The following is a 23,633-nucleotide window of genomic DNA, read 5'->3' as shown; positions in this document are numbered from 1 at the left end:
ATATCCGGTCTGACAAAATATAGATTTACCAGACTGTTTTAAATTAAGACAGTATATATAATTTACCTAAAGTTGATAAGTAATAAACAATGATATCCAAGAATAATTTAAAAAATCAGGATGTAATTACACCTGAATATGATAGTAATGGACGGCTAGTGAGAAAAATTAGGAGTTTTGTCTTGCGCGAAGGGCGTCTTACTAAAGGGCAGGAACTTGCAATAGAGCAATTCTGGTCTTTGTATGGTATAACATACAAGGAAAGTCGTATTGATTTTAAAAATTTATTCAAAAATGATAATGAAGTTGTACTTGAAATTGGCTTTGGGATGGGAAGTTCACTTGTACAAATGGCATTAGAAAACCCAAATAAAAACTTTATTGGTATAGAAGTACATAAACCTGGCGTAGGTTCATGCATCAAACAAATTGAAGAAAATAATGTTAAAAATTTGAAAGTTATTTGTCACGATGCTGTTGAAGTTTTGAATTCAATGATTGATGATAAATCTATAGATAAATTTCAAATATTCTTTCCTGATCCTTGGCACAAAGCAAAGCATCATAAAAGAAGAATTATTCAACAAGCATTCGTACAACTTTTATTAAGGAAATTAAAAGAAGGTGGTACCATCCATCTTGCTACAGACTGGGAAAATTATTCAGAGCATATGTTAGAAGTTTTATCTTCATTCAAAATATTACGTAATTTAAGTCAAACTAATGATTTTATTGAACGACCAAACGAGAGGCCTTTAACAAAGTTTGAAAATAGGGGGATTAAACTAGGGCACAAAGTTTTTGATATTAAGTTTCAAAAATCATATAAAGAGCTCTAATAAATTATTTAAGTAACGGTGACCGAGCGTTGTTACCGTAACAAATTCACTTTGATAAGTAATTAAACCTTTTTTTTGGGCTATATTTAATTTTGGTTCTAAATTATCAAGTTTTAAACCTGTTTTATGTTCAAAATCTTGTTTGCTAAATCCATTCATCAGCCTACATCTATTCAGGAAGTATTCAAATACTAAATCATCTCCTGTTACATTTGACTTAAATTTTATATAATTATTTTTTGCTTCTAAATATCCTTTGGGATGTTTCACTTTTTCAGTTCTAATAACTTGTTTACTATTAGTTGTGATTTTCCCACTCGCGCCACAACCAACTCCTAAATAATCGCCAAACTCCCAATAATTAAGGTTATGCTCACACGCATGATTTTGTTTTGAAAAAGCAGAAATCTCATATTGCTCATAACCATTATCTTTCAATAATTCAATACCTTCCTTATAGATTAGCCATAAGATATCATCAGAGGGAAGTGTGGGAGGTCTAGAAGAAAACATTGTATGTGGCTCAATTGTTAATTGATACCATGATATATGTGGGACATTAAGTTCTATCGCTGTATGTAAATCTGATAAAGCCTGTTTTATATTTTGTTGTGGTAATCCATGCATCAGATCCAAGTTGTAAGAAGTAACATTAAGTTCCCTAAGTTCCTCAAGTGCTGTAATAGCATTTTGATTTGAGTGTATTCTACCTAGAATATTTAAATGTTCATTGTTAAATGACTGTACACCTACAGAAAATCTATTTATTCCTGCGTTTATATATTCCTGAAAAGGTTTATGCTCTAAAGTACCCGGGTTAGCTTCCATTGTTATTTCAATATTTTCTTTAAAAGGTAGCAATAATTTTATACCAGATAGTAACTCATCATACCCAGCTGGTGTTATTAAACTCGGGGTTCCCCCACCAAAAAAAATAGTTTTTACTGGTCTATCATAAATATTGTATTCTTCAATATCATTTTTTAAATCTTTTATTAAATGCTCGATATATGTTTTTTCTGGAATATCCCCATTAATTGTGTGTGAGTTAAAATCACAGTAAGGGCATTTTTTGATGCACCAGGGCATATGTATATAGAGACTTACCGGTTTTTTATTCACTTTAATAACTCAATTAATTTCTTAAATGCAATAGCTCTATGTGAAATTTGGTTTTTTAAATTTAGATCCATTTCAGATGCAGTTTGATGATAACCTAATGGAATAAAAATAGGATCATAACCATGTCCCTTTATTCCTAGAGGTTCTTCTGCAATTACTCCAGCCCATTTAGCAGAAGCAATTATAGGATCAGGATCTTCTGCGTGTTTCATAAATACTAGTACAGCTTTAAAAAAAGCTCTTCGATCTTTAAAGGGTTTTAAATTCTTAAGCAGGAGGTCAATGTTTTTTTCATTGTTGCCGTGATCACCAGCATAACGAGCAGAATATATACCAGGCTGATTATTCAAAGATGTTACACAAAGACCCGAATCATCTGCGATTGAAGGTAAGCCCGATATTTTTGCAGCGTGTCTTGCTTTTATAATTGCATTTTCCACAAATGTTTGACCGGTTTCTTCAACATCACTGATATTCATTTCAACAGAAGAAGTTAATTCAAAGTCAAAATTTTCAAATAAATGCTCAAACTCTTTTTTTTTACCTAAATTATGAGTAGCTAGAATAATTTTTGTTTTCATTCGGTAACCTATAAAACCTGCCAAACAGGAATAAAACTTCCAATTAATATATTTAAAAATTTAGAATAACAAATAAAACTAAAACACTTAAATCAAGACCTCCCATGGATGGAATTAATTTTCTAATTGGATATAAAAGAGGTTCGGTTAATTGATACATTATGTATTCCATTGGATTATTACCTTGGCTGAACCAACTTAATATTGCTCTTAAAATTAAAATCCAGAATAAAATATACCCAAATGATTTTACTAATGATAATAATCCTAAAAATAGAAATATGGGGGAGAAAGAGTTCAATCCACTCAATGAATATATTATAAATAATTTGAGAACGCAGAAAATATATGCAAATACTATTGTAGCAGTATCAATTTTACCTATATCAGGCATGAAAATTTTTAGTGGCTTTATTACAGGATTGGTTGCTTTGACAATAAATTGTGTAAATGGATTGTAGTAATCAGCTTTTACATATTTTAGCCAAATTTTTAATATTAAAACAAATAAATATAAACTAAAAACTGTATTTATTAGATAAATAATTGCCTGCATAATTAGCCCTTTAAAGAGAAGTGATTTTAAAATTTATAAGTGTGTAAGTGTAACCATTTTTTTTAAAATTTGAAATCTTTTATTACGAATCTCGTTCACCAAAAATAGAAGTACCTATTCTTACCATGTTACTTCCAAAATGAATTGCTTTTTCCCAATCATTGGACATTCCCATAGATAAGATATTAAAATCCGGATTATTCTTACGGTGGGTTTCAAATAAATTAAATAAACTTTCAAAGGTATATGCTTGCTCTCGAGGATTGTTTTCTCTTCTGGGTATAGCCATAATACCTCTTAATTTAAGGTTCCGATACTTCTGGACATTTTCTATAAGCTTGCTTAATTCCTCTTTATGAATACCAGATTTAGATGCTTCATCATTTATATTTATTTGTATTAGGACATTTAAAGGAGCTAGATGATTTGGTCTATGATGGTTCAATTTTTCTAATATCTTAATGCGATCGACTGATTGTACCCAGTCAAAATGCTCAGCAATGAGCTTTGTTTTATTTGATTGAATAGGGCCTAAAAAATGCCAACAAATTTGTTTAACATGTGAAAAATGAATAATTTTTTTTACTGCCTCTTGGACATAACTTTCTCCAAAGTTAACAAGGCCACTCTCTATAGCTTCGCTTATTTTTTCAACAGGTTGTTTTTTTGAAACAGCTATAATTCGGACCTCCTTTGATTTTTTTGTTTGTAACTTTGTGAGGTAATTTAATATATTATTGATATTTTCTTTTACTGAAGACATTTTAAACCTATATGTTTTGTTCAAACCAACTCTCGAGAATTATTACAGCTGACATATTATCTATATTATCTTTGTCCAACTTTTTGAACCCATGATGTTGATAAAGATTTGATTTAGCTTCGACTGTTGTAAGTCGTTCGTCATGCATTATTACCTTAATTCCATATCTTCCATGTATTCTGTTTGCAAATTTTTTCGCTTTTTGTGTGATTTCAGGCAAAAAATTACCATGTAAATCGAGAGGCAATCCAACAATAATGAAGCTAGGATCCCATTCTTTTAGGATAGTTCCTAATATGTCCCAGTTTGGTATACCATTTTTTGCTTTTAAGGATTTATAAGGAAAAGCAACTTTAGTATCGGTATTGCCTGTTGCAATACCAATATTATTCATACCAAAATCAAAGGCTAGTACATTACTCATATTTTAATTTTTTTTCAAGAGAATCCAGTATTTTATCAGCTATAGAAAAACCAGTAGCTTGTTCAATTTCAACAATACAAGTGGGACAGGTCACGTTAATTTCTGTTAACTTATTACCAATTACATCTAAACCTACCCAAAATAAGCCTTTTTGTTTAAGTATCGGAGCAATCTCTTTTGCTAGATTTAGATCTCTTTCACTGATTTCTTGCACTACGCCAGTGCCACCAGCAGCTATATTACCCCTTGTTTCACCTTTAGCTGGTATTCTTGCTAATACATAGGGCATAACTTCACCATTAATAATTATGATTCTTTTATCTCCAAGAGTTATATCTGGAATAAACTCCTGAGCCATACAATAAGCACTACCATGATTAGTCAATGTTTCAATGATTACTGATAAATTTGGATCATTTTCAGTAACTTTAAAAATTGATGCTCCGCCCATCCCATCAAGTGGTTTTAAAATTATATTTTTGTGTGTTTTATGAAAATCTTTAATTAAGTAGGGGTTAGAAGTTATAATTGTTTCTGGAGTAAGTTTAGGAAACCAGCTTGTGTATACCTTCTCATTACAATCTCTTAGACTTTGAGGTTTATTAGCTACAAAAGTTCCTTTTAATTCGGCAAGATCTAAAATATATGTTGCATAAATATAGTCGATATCAAAGGGAGGATCTTTACGCATCAATATGACATCTAAATCAGATAAGGGTATTCTTGTTGTTTCTTTAAACTCAAACCAGCTTTCTTTGTTTTGTTTTAGTATTATTTTTTTCGCCAGTGCGTATGGATTCCCTTTTTCTACATATAAATCTTGTAGCTCCATGTAAAATATTTCATAATTTCTTTCTTGAGCTTTCAGTAAGATTTTTAAGTTAGAGTCCTTAGAGACTTTAATGTTACTTATTGGATCCATTATAATGCCGAACTTCATCATATTTGTATTCTCATATGTTAAAAATCACCATAAAGGGTTTGCAATGCAGAAATTGCAGCAAAACCAGCTGTTTCTGTTCGTAAAATTCTTTTACCTAATATAATATTTGAAAAGTTTGACTTTTGAAAGAGATTAATTTCATCATCATTAAAACCTCCTTCTGGACCGATTAAAAGTCGTAAGTTTTGATCAATCATAAGTGACTTAATTGTTTGCGAACTGCTTGGCTCTAGGCAGATTTTTGCACCACTGAAAGAATCATTAACCCATTCATTTACCGAAGTAACCTCATGAATTTTAGGAACAAAGTTTCTTCCTGATTGCTCACATGCAGATATAGCTATTTTTGTCCAATGTAATAACTTTTTTTTTAATCTTGATTGATCCAGTTTTACGCCACATCGAGCTGATGTCAAAGGATATATTGATGTTACTCCAAGCTCAACAGCTTTTTGGATAGTTAAGTCCATTTTATCGCCTCGAGAGATAACTTGACCTAAGTGAATTTGTAAATTAGATTCAACATTTTTATATTCTGATTGATTTACATGAACTTTAACTGATTTATTTTTTATTTCTATGATTTTTGCCTGATAAATATAGTTATTACCATTAAATAAAGTTATAGGTGAGTCAACTGTTAATCTTAAAACTTTGGATATGTAATGACTTGCTTCAGGAGTTAATTCAAACTCTGAAGCAACATTAAGCTCTACCTTTTGATAGATGCGAGGTATTCTCATTTTACTAATTCTTTCAAAAACTCAGCCTTATCAGTTTTTTCCCATGGAAACTCCTCTCTTCCAAAGTGACCATAGCTTGCTGTATTTTGATAAATAGGCTGAAGGAGAGATAACATTTCTTGTATACCATAAGGTCTTAAATCAAAAACTTCTCTTACAGCTCTTTCAATTTTGCTATGCTCAACGGTCTCAGTTCCAAATGTTTCTAACATAATTGAGGTTGGCTCTGCAACTCCAATGGCATATGAAAGTTGAATTTCACATTTAGATGCAAGACCTGCTGAAACTATATTTTTAGCCACATACCTAGCAGCATATGCAGCTGATCTATCTACTTTTGAAGGATCTTTACCAGAAAAAGCACCACCACCATGTCTTGCGGCTCCACCATAAGTATCAACAATTATTTTTCTGCCAGTGAGGCCACAGTCGCCCATGGGGCCACCAATGACAAATCTGCCTGTTGGGTTAATTAAATATTTGGTTTTTTCGTTCAACCAGTTTTGAGGCAAAACAGGTTTAATAATTTCATCCATTACTGCTTCTTTTAAAACAGGTAGTTCAATACTTTCACAATGTTGAGTCGATATAACTACAGTATCAATTCCAACTATTTTATTATTTTCATATAGAAATGTAACTTGACTCTTTGCATCCGGACGAAGCCAGGGAAGAGCACCATTTTTTCTAACAAGGGCTTGTCTTTGCATTAGTCGATGAGCATAAGTAAGAGGGGCAGGCATAAAAACATCAGTCTCATCAGTTGCATAACCAAACATAATGCCTTGATCTCCAGCACCTTGTTCTTTAGGATCAGATTTGTCGACTCCTTGATTGATATCTGGTGATTGCTTTCCAATTGTATTAAGAACTGCACATGAGCGAGCATCAAAGCCCATATCTGAATGAGTGTAGCCAATATTTTCAATTGTATTTCTAGCTATTTCTTCAATATCAACCCATGCTGATGTTGATATTTCGCCACCAACCATAACCATTCCTGTTTTCACATAAGTTTCACATGCTACTCTAGCTTTGGAGTCTTGACTTATAATTGCATCTAAAACAGCATCTGAAATTTGATCTGCAATTTTATCAGGATGTCCCTCGGATACAGACTCCGATGTAAATAAATTAATACTCATGATTTTTTCCTAAATCTATATTTTAAACTTCTAGACGTCTATTTTAGATGAAATTAAAACCATATCAATAAATTTTTAAAAAATTTACTCTAGAGATTAAAAAAAATTTGCAGTAAGGGCATCCAATTTGAGAGAATGGGTTAAATAAATGTGACTTTAATTAATAATAGAGGAACCAACATGACATCTAGACAAGATTTAGCTAATGCAATAAGGGCTTTAAGTATGGATGGAGTCCAAAAAGCAAAATCTGGACATCCAGGAGCACCAATGGGAATGGCTGATATAGCTGAAGTTTTATGGAGGAAATTTTTAAAGCATAACCCAAGTAACCCCAATTGGTTTAATAGAGATCGGTTTGTATTGTCAAATGGACATGGGTCAATGTTATTATATTCTTTGTTACATTTAAGTGGATATGATCTTTCAATTGATGATTTAAAAAACTTTAGACAAATGGGTTCTAAAACTCCAGGACATCCTGAATATGGCTATGCCCCTGGTGTGGAAACAACTACTGGACCTTTAGGGCAAGGGATTTCAAATGCCGTAGGAATGGCTATTGCAGAAAAAAATCTCGCATCTACATTTAACACTTCTAAAACAAATGTAATCGATCATTTTACATATGTTTTTCTTGGTGATGGCTGTTTAATGGAGGGTATTTCACATGAAGCCTGTTCTCTTGCTGGAACGTTGGGGTTAGGTAAGTTAATTGCATTTTGGGATGACAATGGTATCTCTATTGATGGTGAGGTTGAAGGCTGGTTTTCAGATGATACAGTAAAAAGGTTCGAATCATATGGGTGGCAGGTTATTGCTGGAGTTGATGGGCATAACAGCATTGAAATTGAAAATGCTATTAATCAAGCTAGAAATAATTTAAGTCAACCAACATTAATTTGTTGCAAAACGTTGATAGGATTTGGATCACCTAATAAAGCAGGTACACATGATTGTCACGGAGCACCTTTAGGCGAAGAGGAAATAAAAGCTACTAAACAAAACCTTAATTGGCAATTTGGTGAATTTGAAATACCGGCTGAAATTTATAAAGAATGGAATGCTGAAGCAACTGGAGAAATCAAGGAACAGGAATGGAATAAAACTTTAGAGTCTTACTCTCAAGAAAATAAATCTTTATACGCTGAGTTAAAACGCAGAATAAATAATGAATTACCATCACAATGGAATTCTACTTTTGATGAGTGGGTAAGACAATTACAAAATAATCCAGCAAATATTGCTAGTAGAAAAGCATCCCAAAATAGCATAGAGTTTATTGCAAAAATGCTTCCCGAATTAACTGGTGGTTCTGCTGATCTAGCACCTTCCAATTTAACAACTTGGTCGAAGTCTAAAGCTCTTGCAAAAAATGACTTTTCAGGAAATTACATACATTATGGTGTTCGTGAATTTGGTATGACAGCTATCATTAATGGAATCTCACTTCATGGTGGCTTGATTCCTTTTGGTGCTACTTTCCTAATGTTTATGGAATATGCAAGAAATGCACTAAGGATGGCTGCTTTAATGAAAATACAAAATATTGAAGTTTATACACATGACTCAATAGGTTTGGGAGAGGATGGACCGACGCATCAGCCGATTGAACAAATGGCTAATTTAAGACAAACTCCAAATTTAGTCATGTGGAGGCCTTGTGATCAAGTTGAAACTGCTATCTCTTGGAAAAATGCTATAGAAAATAAAACAAATCCTACTGCCTTAATTTTTTCTCGTCAAAATTTGAAACAACAAAATAGAAATTTAAATCAATTGGATAATATTGCAAAAGGTGGGTATGTTTTAACAGATTCTGATAAAACAGACTTAATTATCATAGCCACTGGTTCTGAAGTCGGCTTAGCAGTTGAAGCTTCTATTTCGCTTAAATCAAAAGGTGTTAACACTCGAGTTGTTTCTATGCCGTCCACAAATGTTTTTGATAGTCAAAGTAGAGAATATAAGGATTCTGTTTTGTTACCAAATGTTAAAAATCGTTTAGCTATTGAAGCAGGAATTTCTGACTTTTGGATGAAGTATGTTGGCTTAGATGGAGATGTTATTGGCATGAATAGTTTTGGTGAATCTGCGCCAGCAAACAAACTTTTTGAGCACTTTGGTTTTACGGTAGAAAATGTGGTTGAAGTAGCGTTAAATATGATAGAAAGAAATAAAAAGTAAAATAAACTCACAAATTACTAATAAAGAGGATATATGTCTATTTTAAAACTTAAAGATTTAGATCTAAATGGAAAAAAAGTTTTTATCAGAGCTGATTTGAACGTGCCTATTAAAGATGGGAAGGTGACTTCTGATGCAAGAATTTTAGCTTCTCTCCCCACTATTAAATATTGCCTCGATAGTGGAGCGCAAGTTATGGTAACATCTCACTTAGGTAGACCTACAGAAGGTGAGTTTAATTCAGAGTTTTCTTTAGAGCCTGTTGCAGAATATCTTGATAAAAAACTTAATAATAAAGTTCGATTGGAAAGAAACTATCTTGAAGGCGTAACCTTTAATTCTAATGAATTAATCGTACTTGAAAATGTGAGATTTAATAAAGGTGAAAAACAAAACTCAGATGAATTATCGAAAAAATATGCAAATTTATGTGATATTTTTGTTATGGATGCATTTGGTACAGCTCATAGGGCACAAGCTTCAACATATGGAGTAGGTATGTACGCAGATGTTGCTTGTGCAGGACCATTGCTATCAAATGAATTAGATGCTTTAGGGAAAGCATTAAATAATCCTGAAAGACCAATGGTGGCAATTGTTGGAGGTTCAAAGGTATCTACTAAATTAACTGTTTTAGAATCATTGTCTAAAATTGCAGATCAAATTTTAGTGGGTGGTGGTATTGCTAACACATTTATAGCTGCTTCTGGAAACGACGTTGGTAAATCTTTGTATGAACCTGACTTGATTAATGAAGCTAAATCTTTAATGAAATCTACCTTCATTCCTGTTGCAAAGGATGTTGTTTGCGCAAAGGAGTTTTCTGAAGATGCAGTTGCTACTACAAAGTTAGTTAATCAAGTTGCTTCAGATGATATGATCTTAGATATTGGACCAGAGACTTCAAAAGAATTAGGTGAAATTTTAAAAAATGCCAAAACCATTTTATGGAATGGACCTGTCGGAGTTTTTGAAATTAAACAATTTTCAGAAGGTACTGAAACACTATCTAAAGATATTGCAAATTCAAATGGATTTTCTATTGCTGGAGGAGGAGATACCCTTGCAGCAATTGATAAGTATGGTATAAAAGAAAAAGTTTCATATATATCGACCGGTGGTGGTGCATTTTTGGAGTTTGTTGAAGGGAAGAAACTACCAGCAGTAGAAATGTTAGAAAAAAGATTTAAGTAGAACGAAATTCAAGTTTTGTGTTAAAATTAAACGGTTATTAAACAAACAATACGGGAAATAAAAATGTCAAGAGTTTTTGATGCAGTTAAACCAGGGGTAATTGCAGGTGATGATGTACAGAAGGTTTTTCAAATAGCGAAAGAAAATAATTTTGCTTTACCAGCAGTGAATGTTGTAAATAGTGATTCAATTAATTCTGTTTTGGAAGCAGCCGCAAAGGTTAAAGCACCAGTTGTAGTTCAATTTTCAAATGGTGGAGCAGCTTTTTTTGCAGGCAAAGGTTTAAAACTGGAAGGTCAAGAATCACAAATCAAGGGAGCTGTTAATGGTGCGAAATATGTTCATGCTATCGCTGAATCATATGGTGTTCCTGTTATTTTACATACAGATCATGCAGCAAAAAAACTTTTACCATGGATTGATGGACTGCTAGATGAAGGAGAAAGATTCTTTAATGAAACCGGAAAACCATTATTTTCATCTCACATGATTGATTTATCTGAAGAATCTTTAGAAGAAAACATTGAAATTTGTGCTAATTATCTTAAGAGAATGGCCAAATTAAATATGACTCTGGAAATTGAGTTAGGTTGTACAGGTGGGGAAGAAGATGGTGTAGATAATTCAGATATGGATTCTTCTCTGCTTTATACCCAGCCAGAAGATGTTGCTTATGCTTATGAAAAACTTATGGAAGTTAGCCCTAGATTTACTATTGCTGCTTCGTTTGGTAATGTTCATGGTGTATATAAACCTGGAAATGTTGTTTTAACCCCAACAATTTTAAGAGATTCACAAAAATTTTGTTCAGAGAAATTTAATTTACCACATAATGAATTAAATTTTGTTTTCCATGGTGGTTCTGGTTCAAGTCTAGAAGAAATCAGAGAATCTATTTCTTATGGTGTTATTAAAATGAATATAGATACTGATACCCAATGGGCAACTTGGAATGGTGTTCGTGAATACTATTTGAAAAATGAAGACTATCTTCAAGCTCAAATTGGAAACCCTGAGGGTCAAGATAAACCAAATAAAAATATTATGATCCTCGAGTTTGGATCAGAGCAGGACAAGTTTCTATGGTTGATAGACTAGAGCAAGCTTTCAGAGATTTAAACGCAGTAGATGTACTATAGTTTAAGAATGACATAAATTTGAAAAAGAAATCTCAATTGGAGATTTCTTTTTTTTGCATTATGCTTATGTAAAAAGTTTTTGGAGGAGTTTAATATGGATGAAAATACATTAAATGGTGTAGAGCATGCAACTAATTGGATCGTTAATAATCAATCTGTAATTATAGAATATGGTTTGCATTTACTTGGGGCTTTGTTAATTCTGATTATTGGTAACTGGTTTTCAAAGGCACTTTCTCGTTTAATTGGAAAAACACTTGAAAAAAATAAGTTAGACTTAGCAGCATCAAAATTTCTGCAAAGCTTGATCAGATACGCTGTTCTGACAGCAATTATATTAATGGCTTTAAATACAGTTGGTATTCAAACAGCTTCATTTATTGCACTTTTAGCTTCTGCTGGATTAGCTATTGGGTTGGCTCTTCAGGGGACTTTATCTCAATTTGCTAGTGGTGTTGTTATTATAGCTACCAGACCCTATAAAATAGGAGATACAGTGATTGTTGGAGGTAAGAATGGAACTGTTATTGATATGGATATTTTGTACACTACTTTAAAAACTCCTGATAATGTTAAAATTATCGTGCCAAATGGAAGTATTAATGGGAAAGATATCACAAATTATTCTGCTTTCGATACCAGAAGGTTGGAAATCATTATCGGCGTAGGATATGAATCGAAAATTAGTGAGGTAAAAGAAGTTATTCATTCTGTGATTAAAAGTGATGAGAGAGCATTACTTGATCCTGAACCTTTGGTCGAAGTAAATGAATTAAATGCATCTAGCATAGATATGGTTGTTAGAGTATGGTCTAATAGGGCTGATTTGGCTTCACTTAAGTTCTCTTTATTGGAAAATATAAAAGTTAAGCTTGACGAAAAAGGTATTTCTATCCCATACCCACAATTAGATATCCATATGATTAACTCAAATTAAACACCTAATTAATGAGCAACAAATTATATTTGATGCTCATTTTTATACGGTTGTTTACTTGTTTTCTAGTGTAATATACGTGTTTTCAAAGTTCCTGGAATAGACTGAATTTCTTGATATATAGTTTTAGCATCTGTTATATCAAGGTCAAAAACAACATATCCTAAATCATCTTTGGTTTGTAAATACTGAGCAAGGATATTTATATTATGAGCTGCACAGACAGCATTTATTTGATTCAGAATACCAGGGATATTCTGATGAACATGAATAACTCTAGAACAATTCTTTTGATGTGGTAGATTAACCTCTGGAAAATTAACGGCAGTAATAGTAGAACCATTATCAGAATATTTAATTAGCTTCTGTGCTACTTCATCGGCTATTTTGATTTGTGCTTCTTGAGTCGATCCGCCTATATGAGGAGTAAGTATAACATTATTTTGACCACATAGTACTGATTGAAACTTTTCTTGATTATTTTCTGGTTCAATGGGAAAAACATCAATTGCAGCACCTAGTATATGATTTTCATCAAGAGAAGTCTTTAAGTGTTCGATATTAATAAGATTTCCTCGGGCTGCATTAATTATCACACTTCCTTTTTTCATCAAATCCAATTCTTTTTTAGTTATCATATGATGAGTTTGGTTCGTTTCGGGAACATGTAATGATACTACATCTGATTGGCTCAGTAAGTCATTCAAGGAGCTGACTTGACGAGCATTTCCTAAGGGTAGTTTAGTTAACAGATCAAAAAATATTACTTTAAATCCGATGTTTTCTGCAATAACTCCTAGTTGAGTACCGATATGCCCATAGCCAATTATTCCCAAAACTTTATTTCTTGCTTCGAAGCAATTATTTGCAGACTTCAACCAAACATTAGAGTGTGCAGCAGTGTTTTTTGAAGGTACCTGTCTTAAAAGCAGAATTGCTTCGGCTAATACTAATTCAGCAACACTTCGAGTATTTGAAAAGGGTGCGTTAAATATTGGGATACCCATGTTTGAAGATTTGATCAAATCGACTTGGTTTGTTCCAATACAAAAACATCCTATTGCAATTAACTTACTAGCAACTTTAAGGACCTTATCATTCAAATGCGTTCTCGAACGAATTCCAATAAAATGATATGAAGGTATAATCTTTATTAACTCATCTTCAGATATGGCTGACTCATAATATGTAATACTTGTATAACCCGCTGACTTTAATGTATTTACAACATTTTCACTAATTCCTTCTAACAGTAATATTTTAATTTTGTCTTTGGATAAAGAAAGCATTTTTTTTTCCTATATTCTATAATGTTATATTTTTCACACAATCACTAGTTCCCAGTAATAGTATATCGGCCTTTCTTTTAGCAAAGAGACCTACAGTCACAATTCCTGGGATATTATTTAACTGCTCCTCTAAGTTCTTTGGTTCATTTATCATTAAGTTATGAACATCAAGTATGATATTGCCGTTATCGGTGATGCAGTTCTGACGGTAAACTGGATCTCCTCCAATTTTTACAATTTCTCTCCCTACTTGAGAACGAGCCATCGGAATAACTTCAATTGGTAATGGAAATTTTCCAAGCGTTTTAACGTATTTTGATTCATCTGCTATGCATATAAATTTATCTGAAATTTGTGCAATAATTTTTTCTCTAGTTAGTGCAGCTCCTCCGCCTTTTATCATTTCAAAGTTGTGATTTATTTCATCCGCACCATCGATGTAAAGATCTAACTTAGAAACTTCATTAGCTTCATAAATATCGATATTTATTTCTTTAAGTCTTTTTGTGGATTCTTCTGAGCTTGAAACAGCTCCTTTTAATCTTAGATTAGATTTTTTTAACTCTTCAATAAAAAAGTTGACAGTGCTACCAGTGCCAACACCAATAATTGTTTCATCTTGGATATATTGCAGGGCTGATTGAGCAACTAATTTTTTTTTCTCATTTTGATGTAATGTCATGATTTTTCCAATTAAGTGTTTTTGATGGTGTTAGGACATAATCAAATGGCATATCCCACTTGTCATGCTTGAAATTAAAATTGTACTGTAGATCGTATGCTAATCCAATAGTGACACATTCAGTTGAAAGTTGTGAATACAGTCGATCATAATATCCACCACCCATCCCTAACCTTCTGCCTTCTGAATTATAACCTACTAGAGGAACAATAATTTTTTGAATATTCGAACTTGTAATAATTTTACTTTTTTTTAAAGTAGGTTCTTTGATTCCATAATTATTCTTAGAATATTTAGTATTTTTGTCAATTTGTTGAAAAATTAATTGATTAGATGAAAATGGATGGATAATCGGTAAGCAAACACAGGCAGAGTTATTAATTAGAAACTTTATAATTTTAGATGTATCCACTTCAACACTAGTACTTATGTATGCTGCATAAATTTCGTTTTGAGAAATATTAAAATTATATTTAAATCGTTCAAAAATTATATTATCGAATAATTTTTTAGTATTATCAGGTAAAGATTTTCTTAGATATTTTGAATTGTTTCTAATAGTATCTTTAATATTTTGCATAAATTAAATGGGAAATGTTTGCCAAAAATTATGGCTCCCAAGTGCCGTCGTTATTAGTAGCCCTTGAACCATTATGTTCAAGGCGGAAATATATTATTTACCGTAGGCTTCCTAATTAGATTGGGCATGCACAAAAGTAAATGAAAATAGTTCCTAATTTTTTACTTATCGGCTCGGGGACGTTAACAACTAACGAACACAAGAGAGTTATTTATATTTTCTACTTAAATCATAATTATTGCAATGCATTTTCTAAAAAAAGATTTAAATTTTTGATTTTTTCTTCGATATTTCTTTCATTCTGAGAGTATTGTCTCTCTAGTTTTAGTTGTTCTCGACAGAGATTTAAGCAAACAAATATTAAAGCTTGTTCTTTATTTTTAATATTTGAATTGTTAAAAATCAATTCAATTTTTTGCTCTAATGTTTCGACTGAGCTCATAAGAAGCTCTTCTTCACCCTCAGGACAATTTAAAGTTAATTTATTGCCCAATATATTAATTGTCGTGGGATTATTTTTCATTTATAGTTATTCCTAAAAGACTTTATAAAAGTATAATAATATATCTTTTATAATTCTATAAATAATTCATTTGTTTAATGAGAAAGAGGTTTTTATTAATGCTATCTTGTGATATTGGCAATTATGACTCAGTTCAATCTAAGTTGAAACTTTGTGGTTTTCCTATAACTTTCTGTGAATTAGAGGGCTTTGTCTCAGGGATTATGTGTAAAGATCAAAGTCTTGCTTTGAATGTTTATATGGATTATGTTCAAGAATATTTATTAAACGATATTTCTTTTGATAACAAGCAAGAAGATTTTTTAAAATCCATCTTAAATCAAATACTGAAATCTTTTCGTAATAAAACGACATTTTTTGAACCAACTTTCCCTAGTGATATCAGCCAAAAAAAAAGGGCTATTGTAGATTGGATAAACTCATTTTTATCTGGTTTTGGTGTCGTTCCTAGTACAATTGATTTTTCTAAGGCAACAAATGATCTTTTAAAAGATTTATATGAAATTAGTCAGCTAGATGTTAATGAAAAAATTGATAGTACTGAAGAAATAAGTTTAATGAGGGAGGTGGTTGAACATATCAAAGTAATTATTTCTTATTTACAATTAGAGTTTAATAATGATGCAAAGCAATAATGTTCATAATTTTGATATAGTTATAACTGGATGTGGACCAGCTTCTCAAGTTTTAGCGTCAGCTTTAGAAAATGCTCTCCCAGAAAAAAAAGTTGCTTGGATAAGAGATCAGTCTGATTTGAAAGAAAAAAAAGTAGATTCAAGAAAACTTGCTTTATCTTATTCATCTCTTTCAATACTAAAAAAATTAAAACTAATCTCTGATAAAAAAATAGGTTATTACATAAAAAAAATTAATGTATCTGATGAAGGTCATTTTGGGAAAGTATTTCTGCATGCTTCAAAAATAGGAGTGCCTTACTTAGGAACAGTTCTTTCTTTTCATGAACTTTTGCAAAGTTTAAAGAAGGAGAAATGTTGCATATACAAAGATACGGTATGCGAGATTAATCAAAACGAAGAAGAAATAAAAATATCACTTACAAATAATCAAAAATCATAACTAAACTTATAATAAACACAGATCGTACAACACTTCCTTTATCAACAATGCAAAAATTTAAATTTAATACAAAAATTTTTAAACAATTTGCAATAACAGCAGACATTATATTTGAAAGTAATAATGGTAATGAAGCTTTTGAAAGGTTTACTGAAGAAGGTCCATTTGCCTTACTTCCTTTTTCTGATAATGCAATGAATATGGTGTGGTGTTTAGATGAGCGAGAAAAAAAAGTTTATTCTTCACTAAATGATGGGGAATTAATATCTCTAATCCAAAATAAATTTGGATGGAAACTCGGAAAAATTTGCTCGGTTAATAACATAGCATTTTATGATTTAAAGCGAGAAACTATTAAAAATTTTTTTCTCATAGAATACTTAATATCGGAAGTTTTGCAAATAAGATGCATCCCGTTGCAGGACAAGGTTTTAACTTAACCATAAGAGATATATACACCGTCATAAAGACATTAGCCCAAAATGAAGATCCAGGAAGTTGGAGTTCTCTTAATTCGATAAATAAAAATAGAAAAATTGACCAACAAAATATAATATGGTTTACAGAAGGTTTGATTCACTTATTTTCCAATAAAGAGTTGTCATTTTTAGAAGTTTGGGTCTATCAACTTTCAATCATTTTAATTTTTTACAGCAATCACTTAAGAAGTTTATTATTAAAGATGAATATTAAATATTATGATATTGTTATTGTGGGAGCAGGTATTGTTGGATTGAGTCTTGCTGCTTCATTTAGAAACTCTAACTTGAAAGTAGCTCTAGTCGATAAAAAAAATATTTTGCAAAATAAATTGCACAACAACTCCGATGTTGTTGCTCTGAATCGAGCTAGTAGAAATGTATTAAAAAATATCGGAGTAAACAAAGACTTCATCGAATCATCGTGGAGTCCTTACTCAAATATGTTCATCACAAATCAAGATTATACATCTAAAATTAATTTTGATACTGATAAGATATTAGACGTATCACTTGGTTATATCGTAAATAAAAAGAACTAGAAAAAGAATTAACGCTAGTAGTAGAAAAGTCCTCAAACATAGATATTTTCGAAAAAAAGAAAATAAATCTATTCTTAATAGAGATAAAGAAGTTTGGTTAAGTTTTGAATCAGGTGAATATTTAGTATCTAAATTAATTGTTGGTGCTGACGGAGGAAATTCTTGGGTTAGGGGTCAATTAAAGATTCCAACAGTTGAGCAGGACTATGATCAATTTGCACTTACTTGTGATGTTCTAGTTGAACACAGTCACAGTAATACAGCTTCGCAGTTTTTTTTATCTACGGGGCCACTTGCTTTGTTACCAAAGTCAAACCCTAAATCCTATTCTATTGTTTGGACTTTAACTCCTGAGTTAGCTAGAAGTTATGAGAATCTTAGTAAAGATAAATTTCATAAAAAATTATTATCTGCAAGTAATGGATTCGTAGGGAAAATCCTAGAATCAACTAATATACGGATTAGACCTTTAAAAATGATTTGCGCGCAACAATTTATAAAAGATAACGCTGTTTTAGTTGGTGATGCGGCACATGTATTTCATCCTCTGGCTGGGTTGGGTGTGAATTTGGGAATACAAGATATTGCATCATTAAATGAGGTTATAAATCAATGTATTGAAAAAGGCACTGAAGTCAATGATGCAAAACATTTACGACATTTCGAAAGGTGGCGCAAATCAGAAGCAATTAAATTAATTAGTATGTTGAGAGTCATAAACGACATATTTAAAAGTAAAAATAAGATAGTTAATTTTTTTACAAAAACTGGTTTATGTTTAATTGACAATAACTCTTTCATAAAAAATTTTTTCGTAAAAAAAGCTCTACAAGTTGACTTTAAACCCCCTAAGCTGTCTAAAAAAAGTGAATGACTTTTGTTTTAATTGTTTAATAATTTCTTAGGTTGCTTTTAATTTTTTAATTTGAAGATTGATTTCGCATACGGTTTTATAATGCTTTTCTTTGGCTTGATTAGGAATCTGAAGAAAGCCATTATTGAAATCAAATCTACCACGCCCTTTGATATAAATTCTGCCTGTAAACAATCTTATAATATGTTTTGCAATCAAAAGTGGTGAGTAATACGAAAAAAGCCTCATTTTAATTAACTTCCTTTTAAAAATAATTGTTATTATACAGGAATAAAAAAAATTATTGAGTGAGAAAGTTAACAATATTGTTAACTTTTAGTTAAATCTTATGCTTTCTTGAATGTAAACAATAAATCTTCTCTGTCTTTAATTCTCAATTTTTGATTACTATCAAGGTTATTAGGTAAAACAATTAATAAAGCAGTTTTTCCTGTAATGGGGTTTTGATTTATATTTAGTGGGTTACCAACTGAACGCCACGCTTCACCAATACTTCTTTCTAAAGAAATTGTCGTATCTATTTTTATATTGATAGCCTCATTCGAAGTAAGTAAATAGAGAGCTTTTTTATTTATACCTCTGTATTTTGCGCGAGCAACATTTTCTTGACCAGTATAACAGCCTTTATCAAAACTGACTGCGTTAATAACGTCTAAACTAAGAGCTTGAGGTAAATATAATGACGAAGTTTCTTTACTTAATTTAGGAAAAAAATTAACTATATCGTAAAAATCCCATTCAGTTGAACATCCCAATTTCTCAATATTTAATTTTTTTTGTATTTCAACTTTATCAATTATATTACTTTCTTCAAAAAACAATACTCTTTCTGAAGAGGGAATTGTACATGAGACATAATCATCAAGTAATGTTTTAAAACTAGGATCATCCATTTTATTAATACCGAATATAGACGTATTTAGTATTTTTATAGTGACTTTTGAAAAAATAGCATATTTTTTGAGATTATTTATGTGTTCTGCGGCTATCTCCTCATTTATAAAAAAATAAAAACAGTTCTTATAATTAAGCACTATGAATGTGCTTATAACTTTACCATGAGGATTACACATTGCTCCAAATGTTGATTGATTATTATTAATTTCAGTTACGTCACAGGTAAGTTGTCCTTGAAGAAATTTTTCGGAGTCTTCTCCCTCAACTTTAATAACTTTCATATTTGAGAGATCGAATAGTTTGTTATCATTCGTTTTCTCTATACAACATTTAATATTCATATTATACTCTTTGTAATATTTTTTTATAGATTAAAGCAATTTTTTAGAATTGTTAAGTTAAATTCAAAATATGTTACCGATTAACAACGAAAAAAAATTAAATGGGCATGTCGACGAGGTATGTTAGAACTAGATTGTACTCTAGTCCCCTTTTTTGAAAATAGATATGCTTCATTAACAGATCAATTAAAAGAAGATTTTGTAGAGTTGCTTGAAAATAGTGACCCTGATCTTTATTCATGGATAATGGGATTTAGTCATACTTATCCTCTCAAGAGCACTGATATAATTAAATCAATTCACAAATATATTCGTGATTTACAGTCAGTATAATTGTGATTTTTTTCTAATAAACAGCAATAGAAATTTATTTCTCCCTTTTGGATATTATATTTAAATAGAGTAATTAGGGAGAATTTATATGAATAAAAAGCAAACTCAATCTTTTATAAATGCAAGGTGTAATAATTCTTCTTCTTCAAAAGTTCTCCAGATACCTGTCGATAGGGATCTTTATGAGCAAGTTATTTTAATTCAAAATCAACTAGGATTAAAAAAAATTGCTCATGCAGGGCGATATATTCTTTTGCAGGGTTTAGTGTCTCTTGAGAAAGATAATAATAGTTTAGAACATGAAATTTTGATTGAATTATTCAAAAATATTAAACAAGTTAATCAAAAAGTTGAGTATTTACTAACGGAGCATTATTGCGAAAGTTATACACAACCTCAATTATCCTCTGTATCATCTAAGGTATATAGAGAAAAAATTAAAGATAAAATTAAAAACTTTAACGAAAAAATTAATCAAAATGTTGATGATATAATTAAAAATATACCAAACAAATGATGTTAATCATTAGGTTTTAGGATTGTTGGGTGTGGTTCATCATCCTTAAATGGATAATCTATATTGTAATGTAAGCCTCTACTTTCTTTTCTACTCAAAGCACACTCAATCATTAATTTAGACACTAAAACAAGGTTCCTTAATTCGATAAAATTTGATGTTATTTTATATTTAGAATAGTATTCTTGTAATTCTTCTTCTAAAAGGCAGGCTCTTCTTAAGGCACGTGCTAATCTTTTATCAGATCTAACTATTCCCATATAGTCCCACATAAAAAGCCTTAATTCATGCCAATTATGCTGTATAATTACTTCTTCATCTGAATTCATTAAGTTTGATTTTTTACAACTTTCAAAGAACATTGGTTCTTTTAGGGTTGGGATTTTTTTCAGAATATCAAATGATGCCGAACGAGCCATAACTATACATTCTAACAGTGAATTAGAGGCCATTCTATTTGCGCCATGAAGGCCAGTATAAGAGGTTTCTCCTATGGCATAAAGATTTTGAATATCAGTTTCACCATTAAGATTAACAAAAACCCCACCACAGGTATAATGTGCAGCTGGGACAACTGGAATTTTCTGTTTAGTGATATCTATATTTAAATCTTTTAGCTTATGATATATATTAGGAAAGTGACTTACAATGAAACTTTTATCTTTATGCGATATGTCTAAATACATGCAGTCTGCACCTAATTTTTTCATTTCAAAGTCAATAGCTCTGGCTACTATGTCTCTTGGTGCTAATTCTTTTCTAGCATCATAATCTTGCATAAATCTTGTGCCATCGGGCCTAACTAAATAAGCTCCTTCACCTCTGAGTGCTTCGGTTAGCAAAAAATTTCTTGATTCATGGTGGTATAGACAAGTAGGATGAAATTGATTAAATTCTAAATTTGCAACTCTGCAACCAGCCCGCCATGCCATAGCGATACCATCGCCAGATGATATATCAGGATTCGAAGTATACTGATAAACCTTAGATGCTCCACCAGTAGCTAAAATAGTTACTTTAGATAAAATATTGAATATGTTTTTATTTTTATTATCTAAAACCGAACAGCCAATCGCTTGTTTTGTATCTGTTGATTTAATGATATCAATAGCGCTATGATGCTCCAGAATAACAATATTATTCTTTAATTGCACTTGTTCTTGAAGAGAGCTTTGAATGGCTAGTCCAGTTGCATCAGCTGAATGAAGAATTCGTCGATGGCTGTGCCCACCTTCTTTGGTTAAGTGGAAGAGTTGTTTATTATTTTTAATTATAGTATCAAAATGTACGTTAGTATTTTCAATTAACCATTCTAGACTGTTTCGAGCATTTTCTGTTATGAATTTGACAGCATTTTCATCGCAGATACCAGCTCCAGCAATGAGTGTATCGGTTGTGTGAGATTCTATACTATCAGCCTTGTCGAAAACTGCTGCTACTCCACCTTGTGCATAGTAAGTTGAACTTTCTGATAACTTTTGTTTACTTATTAATATGATATTTAAATTATAATGTGATAGATTGAGTGCCAAAGATAAACCAGCAGCACCACTACCAATAATCAATACATCACTTTTCATATTATCTTCATTAGTCTTAATTTGATTTTTATTATAATATTAATTAAATTATAAAGATATAATATAAAAGACAAAAAAATATTATTTTATTGAACTTTTTATAAACATAGCTGTCCAACTTTTTGCTTGGATATTATAATAATAATTAAACAAGGGGATTTGCTCGGATGAGCAAGCTAGACAATAATGATGATTTGCTTGTAAAAAAAGCTCAAGGCGGTAACAAAAAAGCATTTAACATTCTTGTAATAAAATATCAAAATAAAGTTTGTAATATTATATCTAGGTATTTGAATGGCGATTCTCACGAAATTGAAGATATTGCACAAGAAACATTTATCAAGGCTTTTAGATCGCTTCACAATTTTCGTGGTGATTCTGCTTTTTACACATGGTTATACAGGATTGCAATAAATACAACTAAAAATTATTTACTTAGCAATATGAAAAAAAACAAGAAATCTGATTTAACAATTGATGATGCTGATGTGATGGATATACCCAACTTAAAAGAAGTTGAAAATCCTGAAAATTTGTTAACAACAGTTGAATTAAGAAATAAGGTTTTAAGTTGCATAAATGAATTAAGTGATGAATTGAAAACTTGTATTACTCTTAGAGAATTTGATGGTCTCAGTTATGAAGAAATTTCTGACATAGTTAATTGTCCTGTCGGTACAGTGAGATCTAGAATTTTTAGGGCAAGAGAATTTATCGAAAAATCTATTAACAGTATAGGATGAAATATGTCTTTGAATGATAAGTTGTACAATAACGAAAAACTGAAAGAAACCATTTCGGCTCTTATTGACAATGAGTTAATTACTGGTGAAGAGTTGGATACTTTACTATCAGATTCATGTGGTTTGGACTATTATGCTAGATATTATAAAGTTCATAACTCCCTAAAAACTAAAGATTTCCCTCATAATTGGAATTTGACAGACAGAATTATGTCTTCGATTGATGAACCTGAAAATTGCCATGCAATCAAAGACCAGCCATCAATTAAAGAAATAAAAATAAGTGCGCCTCATTGGCTTAAAAGGATGTCTGGTAAGTTATCTCACGTTGCTGTTGCCGCATCTGTTTCACTTTGTGTGGTTGTAGGTTTTCAGTCTTATAATTCCAGAACAGATGATAGTGATTTAAGTGAAGTGGTTCAGTTCAATCCAGCTGGTTCAACTCAACCAGTGAATTATAATCCCAAAACCAATTTCACAATAACGCCAAATCAAAATTACAATATGGAGTTAAAACAACTCGATTCGCATCAAATGTCAATTCTGCAGGATTATAATGAAAAAAAATTTAATGCTGTTAATTCAAACTAAACACATGTTATG

General features: G+C 31.2%; 27 protein-coding genes, 1 other RNA gene and 2 pseudogenes. 14 read left to right on the top strand and 16 right to left on the bottom strand.

Annotation, left to right across the window (positions count from 1 at the left end; all coding sequences use genetic code 11):
* The first annotated feature begins 89 nt into the window (after positions 1 to 89).
* Positions 90 to 839, top strand: coding sequence for a tRNA (guanosine(46)-N7)-methyltransferase TrmB (trmB, locus tag CF386_RS01920; RefSeq protein ID WP_089072805.1), 750 nt, complete (start codon positions 90 to 92; stop codon positions 837 to 839).
* On the opposite strand, the gene hemW is transcribed toward trmB, so the two are convergent.
* From hemW to metK, 8 genes and pseudogenes are all read right to left on the bottom strand, one after another.
* On the bottom strand, positions 822 to 1,961 hold the full coding sequence (hemW, locus tag CF386_RS01915; protein ID WP_089072804.1) for a radical SAM family heme chaperone HemW: 1,140 nt from the start codon (positions 1,959 to 1,961) through the stop codon (positions 822 to 824). The genes trmB and hemW overlap by 18 nt on opposite strands.
* Complete coding sequence (gene rdgB / locus CF386_RS01910) at positions 1,958 to 2,542, bottom strand: RdgB/HAM1 family non-canonical purine NTP pyrophosphatase (RefSeq protein ID WP_089072803.1); 585 nt, start codon at positions 2,540 to 2,542, stop codon at positions 1,958 to 1,960. Before rdgB ends, hemW begins: the two co-directional genes overlap by 4 nt.
* Positions 2,543 to 2,550: 8 nt before the next feature.
* Positions 2,551 to 3,098: pseudogene (locus tag CF386_RS01905) on the bottom strand (YggT family protein).
* Between the two features lie 82 nt (positions 3,099 to 3,180).
* Entirely contained in the window at positions 3,181 to 3,861 is a 681-nt protein-coding gene (locus CF386_RS01900) for a YggS family pyridoxal phosphate-dependent enzyme (protein ID WP_089072802.1), read from the bottom strand.
* 7 nt (positions 3,862 to 3,868) lie between these two features.
* Positions 3,869 to 4,285, bottom strand: coding sequence for a Holliday junction resolvase RuvX (ruvX, locus tag CF386_RS01895; protein ID WP_089072801.1), 417 nt, complete (start codon positions 4,283 to 4,285; stop codon positions 3,869 to 3,871).
* Positions 4,278 to 5,228 (bottom strand): glutathione synthase, encoded by a 951-nt coding sequence (gene gshB / locus CF386_RS01890; protein WP_089072800.1) that lies wholly within the window; start codon positions 5,226 to 5,228, stop codon positions 4,278 to 4,280. Before gshB ends, ruvX begins: the two co-directional genes overlap by 8 nt.
* 17 nt (positions 5,229 to 5,245) lie before the next feature.
* Positions 5,246 to 5,971, bottom strand: coding sequence for a 16S rRNA (uracil(1498)-N(3))-methyltransferase (locus CF386_RS01885; RefSeq protein WP_089072799.1), 726 nt, complete (start codon positions 5,969 to 5,971; stop codon positions 5,246 to 5,248).
* Entirely contained in the window at positions 5,968 to 7,116 is a 1,149-nt protein-coding gene (metK, locus tag CF386_RS01880; protein ID WP_089072798.1) for a methionine adenosyltransferase, read from the bottom strand. Before metK ends, CF386_RS01885 begins: the two co-directional genes overlap by 4 nt.
* A 180-nt stretch (positions 7,117 to 7,296) precedes the next feature.
* On the opposite strand from metK, the gene tkt reads away from it, so the two are divergent.
* The 4 genes and pseudogenes from tkt (at position 7,297) to CF386_RS01860 (ending at position 12,573) form a co-directional block, all read left to right on the top strand.
* Positions 7,297 to 9,303: a transketolase gene (tkt, locus tag CF386_RS01875; protein WP_089072797.1), complete on the top strand. Its 2,007-nt coding sequence runs from the start codon at positions 7,297 to 7,299 to the stop codon at positions 9,301 to 9,303.
* Between the two features lie 33 nt (positions 9,304 to 9,336).
* On the top strand, positions 9,337 to 10,497 hold the full coding sequence (locus tag CF386_RS01870) for a phosphoglycerate kinase (RefSeq protein ID WP_089072796.1): 1,161 nt from the start codon (positions 9,337 to 9,339) through the stop codon (positions 10,495 to 10,497).
* Between the two features lie 63 nt (positions 10,498 to 10,560).
* Positions 10,561 to 11,636 (top strand): annotated as a pseudogene (fbaA, locus tag CF386_RS01865) (class II fructose-bisphosphate aldolase).
* 94 nt (positions 11,637 to 11,730) lie between these two features.
* Positions 11,731 to 12,573 carry a mechanosensitive ion channel domain-containing protein gene (locus tag CF386_RS01860; RefSeq protein ID WP_089072795.1) on the top strand — a complete coding sequence of 281 codons (843 nt, stop codon included), beginning with the start codon at positions 11,731 to 11,733 and terminating at the stop codon, positions 12,571 to 12,573.
* Between the two features lie 65 nt (positions 12,574 to 12,638).
* Here CF386_RS01860 and serA read toward each other — a convergent pair whose 3' ends face one another.
* From serA to CF386_RS01835, 5 genes are all read right to left on the bottom strand, one after another.
* A complete protein-coding gene (gene serA / locus CF386_RS01855) occupies positions 12,639 to 13,862 on the bottom strand; it encodes a phosphoglycerate dehydrogenase (protein WP_089072794.1) in 1,224 nt (407 codons plus the stop codon).
* A 16-nt stretch (positions 13,863 to 13,878) separates the two neighbouring features.
* Positions 13,879 to 14,544, bottom strand: coding sequence for a ribose-5-phosphate isomerase RpiA (gene rpiA / locus CF386_RS01850; protein WP_089072793.1), 666 nt, complete (start codon positions 14,542 to 14,544; stop codon positions 13,879 to 13,881).
* On the bottom strand, positions 14,525 to 15,124 hold the full coding sequence (locus tag CF386_RS01845; protein ID WP_089072792.1) for a 5-formyltetrahydrofolate cyclo-ligase: 600 nt from the start codon (positions 15,122 to 15,124) through the stop codon (positions 14,525 to 14,527). The genes rpiA and CF386_RS01845 overlap by 20 nt, the downstream gene beginning before the upstream one ends.
* Positions 15,125 to 15,153: 29 nt before the next feature.
* Positions 15,154 to 15,335, bottom strand: a non-coding RNA gene (gene ssrS / locus CF386_RS01840) — 6S RNA.
* A 24-nt stretch (positions 15,336 to 15,359) separates the two neighbouring features.
* A complete protein-coding gene (locus CF386_RS01835) occupies positions 15,360 to 15,647 on the bottom strand; it encodes a cell division protein ZapA (protein WP_089072791.1) in 288 nt (95 codons plus the stop codon).
* A 98-nt stretch (positions 15,648 to 15,745) separates the two neighbouring features.
* Here CF386_RS01835 and CF386_RS01830 point away from each other — a divergent pair, with 98 nt between their 5' ends.
* The 5 genes from CF386_RS01830 to CF386_RS01810 are packed head-to-tail and all read left to right on the top strand — an operon-like array spanning position 15,746 to position 18,619.
* Positions 15,746 to 16,282 (top strand): UPF0149 family protein, encoded by a 537-nt coding sequence (locus CF386_RS01830; protein ID WP_158522269.1) that lies wholly within the window; start codon positions 15,746 to 15,748, stop codon positions 16,280 to 16,282.
* Positions 16,266 to 16,724 carry a Rossmann-fold NAD(P)-binding domain-containing protein gene (locus CF386_RS01825; RefSeq protein ID WP_089072789.1) on the top strand — a complete coding sequence of 153 codons (459 nt, stop codon included), beginning with the start codon at positions 16,266 to 16,268 and terminating at the stop codon, positions 16,722 to 16,724. The genes CF386_RS01830 and CF386_RS01825 overlap by 17 nt, the downstream gene beginning before the upstream one ends.
* 47 nt (positions 16,725 to 16,771) lie before the next feature.
* On the top strand, positions 16,772 to 17,164 hold the full coding sequence (locus tag CF386_RS01820; protein ID WP_089072788.1) for a Rossmann-fold NAD(P)-binding domain-containing protein: 393 nt from the start codon (positions 16,772 to 16,774) through the stop codon (positions 17,162 to 17,164).
* Positions 17,131 to 17,745 (top strand): NAD(P)-binding protein, encoded by a 615-nt coding sequence (locus CF386_RS01815; protein ID WP_089072787.1) that lies wholly within the window; start codon positions 17,131 to 17,133, stop codon positions 17,743 to 17,745. The genes CF386_RS01820 and CF386_RS01815 overlap by 34 nt, the downstream gene beginning before the upstream one ends.
* Positions 17,732 to 18,619 (top strand): FAD-dependent monooxygenase, encoded by an 888-nt coding sequence (locus CF386_RS01810; protein ID WP_089072786.1) that lies wholly within the window; start codon positions 17,732 to 17,734, stop codon positions 18,617 to 18,619. The genes CF386_RS01815 and CF386_RS01810 overlap by 14 nt, the downstream gene beginning before the upstream one ends.
* Before the next feature lie 27 nt (positions 18,620 to 18,646).
* Here the strand turns inward: CF386_RS01810 and CF386_RS01805 are convergent, their stop codons facing one another.
* Both CF386_RS01805 and ygfZ read right to left on the bottom strand, forming a co-directional pair.
* Entirely contained in the window at positions 18,647 to 18,847 is a 201-nt protein-coding gene (locus tag CF386_RS01805) for a DUF1107 family protein (protein ID WP_089072785.1), read from the bottom strand.
* 98 nt (positions 18,848 to 18,945) lie between these two features.
* Entirely contained in the window at positions 18,946 to 19,857 is a 912-nt protein-coding gene (ygfZ, locus tag CF386_RS01800; RefSeq protein ID WP_089072784.1) for a CAF17-like 4Fe-4S cluster assembly/insertion protein YgfZ, read from the bottom strand.
* 96 nt (positions 19,858 to 19,953) lie between these two features.
* Here ygfZ and CF386_RS12955 point away from each other — a divergent pair, with 96 nt between their 5' ends.
* Together CF386_RS12955 and CF386_RS01790 are read left to right on the top strand one after the other, a co-directional pair.
* Entirely contained in the window at positions 19,954 to 20,190 is a 237-nt protein-coding gene (locus tag CF386_RS12955) for an FAD assembly factor SdhE (RefSeq protein WP_264080476.1), read from the top strand.
* Positions 20,191 to 20,278: 88 nt separating this feature from the next.
* The gene (locus tag CF386_RS01790) at positions 20,279 to 20,707 is read left to right on the top strand and encodes a hypothetical protein (protein WP_089072782.1); all 429 of its coding nucleotides are present in this window, start codon (positions 20,279 to 20,281) and stop codon (positions 20,705 to 20,707) included.
* A 2-nt stretch (positions 20,708 to 20,709) separates the two neighbouring features.
* On the opposite strand, the gene nadB is transcribed toward CF386_RS01790, so the two are convergent.
* Positions 20,710 to 22,287: an L-aspartate oxidase gene (gene nadB / locus CF386_RS01785; RefSeq protein ID WP_192867710.1), complete on the bottom strand. Its 1,578-nt coding sequence runs from the start codon at positions 22,285 to 22,287 to the stop codon at positions 20,710 to 20,712.
* A 167-nt stretch (positions 22,288 to 22,454) separates the two neighbouring features.
* Between nadB and rpoE the strand changes: the two genes are divergently transcribed.
* The gene (gene rpoE, locus CF386_RS01780) at positions 22,455 to 23,030 is read left to right on the top strand and encodes an RNA polymerase sigma factor RpoE (protein WP_089072780.1); all 576 of its coding nucleotides are present in this window, start codon (positions 22,455 to 22,457) and stop codon (positions 23,028 to 23,030) included.
* 3 nt (positions 23,031 to 23,033) lie between these two features.
* Entirely contained in the window at positions 23,034 to 23,621 is a 588-nt protein-coding gene (locus tag CF386_RS01775; protein ID WP_089072779.1) for a sigma-E factor negative regulatory protein, read from the top strand.
* Positions 23,622 to 23,633: the final 12 nt, after the last annotated feature.

Source organism: Paraphotobacterium marinum (genome assembly GCF_002216855.1).
GTDB classification, from domain to species: Bacteria; Pseudomonadota; Gammaproteobacteria; order Enterobacterales; family Vibrionaceae; genus Paraphotobacterium; species Paraphotobacterium marinum.
The sequence above is the reverse complement of the archived record's forward strand: the minus strand, read 5'-3'. Positions and strand labels throughout refer to the sequence as shown.